Source organism: Peribacillus sp. NPDC058002 (assembly GCF_042886655.1).
In the GTDB taxonomy this organism is placed as follows: Bacteria; Bacillota; Bacilli; order Bacillales; family DSM-1321; genus Peribacillus; species Peribacillus aracenensis.
Genome location: NZ_JBHVQU010000269.1, coordinates 1 through 1889 on the forward strand (window position 1 = coordinate 1; position 1889 = coordinate 1889).

General features: G+C 44.5%; 3 protein-coding genes. All 3 read left to right on the plus strand.

What is annotated here, in order from left to right; translation table 11 throughout:
• Nucleotides 1–568 (plus strand): acyl-CoA dehydrogenase family protein (locus ACFVSH_RS23260; RefSeq protein WP_387708068.1); only part of this gene is annotated, 568 nt, incomplete at its 5' end.
• Nucleotides 569–588: 20 nt separating this feature from the next.
• Entirely contained in the window at nt 589–1353 is a 765-nt protein-coding gene (locus ACFVSH_RS23265; RefSeq protein WP_387708070.1) for an SDR family oxidoreductase, read from the plus strand.
• Between the two features lie 18 nt (nt 1354–1371).
• Nucleotides 1372–1824 (plus strand): MaoC family dehydratase N-terminal domain-containing protein, encoded by a 453-nt coding sequence (locus ACFVSH_RS23270; RefSeq protein ID WP_387595926.1) that lies wholly within the window; start codon nt 1372–1374, stop codon nt 1822–1824.
• The last annotated feature ends 65 nt before the right edge of the window (nt 1825–1889 follow it).

The following is a 1889-nucleotide window of genomic DNA, read 5'->3' on the forward strand; positions in this document are numbered from 1 at the left end:
TATCAATACGATGGGAGAATGGGGACCGGCCGGTTTAGTTTTTGATAATGTCAGGGTACCCGAAGAAAACATCTTAGGGGAAGTGCATGGCGGTTATCAACTAGGCTTGGAATGGATTGGGTTTGCAAGATGGATCGTTGGCGCACGCGCTGTCGGTTCTGCAGAAAGATTGCTGCAAATGGCTATAGAATACGCTAAAGAACGAGTCACATTCGGTAAACCGATCGCGGAGCGCCAGGCCATTCAATGGCAGATAGCTGATTCGGCCGTAGAGATCGAAGCTGCAAGATGGCTCGTATTGAATGCGGCTTTTACACTTGATAATGGGGAAGACAATCGCCATTTAGCTTCAATGGCTAAACTTTATGGAGCCAATATGGGGAATCGGGTCGTTGATCGCGTATTGCAGATACACGGAGGCATGGGCTATACGAAGGAGCTACCCATCGAGCGTTGGTACCGTGAGGCCAGGCTTTGGAGGATTTATGATGGTACGGATGAAATACAGCGTATGATCATTTCCCGAAATTTGATTAAGGGGCATGTTAAATTAGGACAATTCTTATAATAGATTGGGAGGAAACGATTATGACAGGGAGATTTTCAGGCAAAACGGCTTTAGTTACAGGTGGAAGCAGGGGGATTGGCCGGGCGATCGTCGAACTATTTGCCAGTGAAGGCGCAAACGTGGCGATTATCGATATCAACGAAGAGGTTTTGACATCAACTGGAAATGAATTAAGGGATAAGGGTTATACCATTTTTACCAAAGTGGCCAATGTGGTCAATTCCGAAGAGATGGATGCATCAATAAAAGCAATAGCCGATACATTCGGATCGCTTGATATTCTCGTGAATAATGCTGGGGTCATCCGGGATAATCTACTTTTCAAAATGACCGATTCAGATTGGCAGACGGTAATGGATGTGCATTTAAAAGGTACTTTCAATGCAGTACGTGCCGCCCAGAAGCATATGGTTGCAAATAAATACGGAAGAATCATCAATATATCATCCACTTCGGCCCTAGGTAACCGCGGTCAGGCTAATTATTCAGCTGCTAAAGCCGGGCTTCAGGGGTTAACAAAAACACTGGCGATTGAACTTGGCAAATATGGGATAACGGCTAATTCGGTCGCACCAGGTTTTATCGAAACCGAAATGACGAAAGAAACAGCTAGGCGGGTGGGAGTGAGTTTTGAGCAATTCATCCAGGATAGGGCAAACAGCATTCCGGTTGCAAGAAGCGGTTTGCCAAGTGATATTGCTCATGCTGTTGCATTCTTTGCCGATGAAGCATCCTCATTCATTAGTGGGCAGGTTTTATATGTTGCGGGCGGTCCAAAAAATTAAGGGAGAAGGCGGGATGTTATGTTCAACGAATGTATTGGAAAACGATCCACCCCCGTTAAAAATATAGTTGAACGGGGAGCCGTTAAAAAATTCGCATTATCGATTGGTGATCCCCACCCGATTTTCATTGATGAAGAAATAGGCAGGCAATCAAGGTACGGAACGAATATAGCTCCACCAACTTTCCCAAGGGTCTTTGATTTTGGGACGATAGAAAGTTTAAATCTCCCGAATAAAGGATTGATTCATGGTGAGCAGATATATCGCTATAACAGGCCGCTGAAGGTAGGGGAAGAAATCACCTGTTATACGGAAGTGAAAAACTATTATGAGAAAAAAGGGAAACAAGGGGAAATGGGATTTCTAGCCTTTAAAAATTATGGGTCGGATGCGAATGGGGAACTTGTCTTCACTGCTGAACAGCTTGTCATTTTAAATGAAACGATCAGAAGGATGGTGATGATTAAGTGACGACATTAACGGAACTTCATATTGGTGACTCGTTACATTCAATCGAGCTTCCGCCTGTAACGCGA

What these genes read in the sequence shown, in the direction of transcription:
- ACFVSH_RS23270 (WP_387595926.1), top strand. Translation starts at nt 1,372, where the DNA reads ATGTTCAACGAATGTATTGGAAAACGATCCACCCCCGTTAAAAATATA.
- ACFVSH_RS23265 (WP_387708070.1), top strand. Translation starts at nt 589, where the DNA reads ATGACAGGGAGATTTTCAGGCAAAACGGCTTTAGTTACAGGTGGAAGC.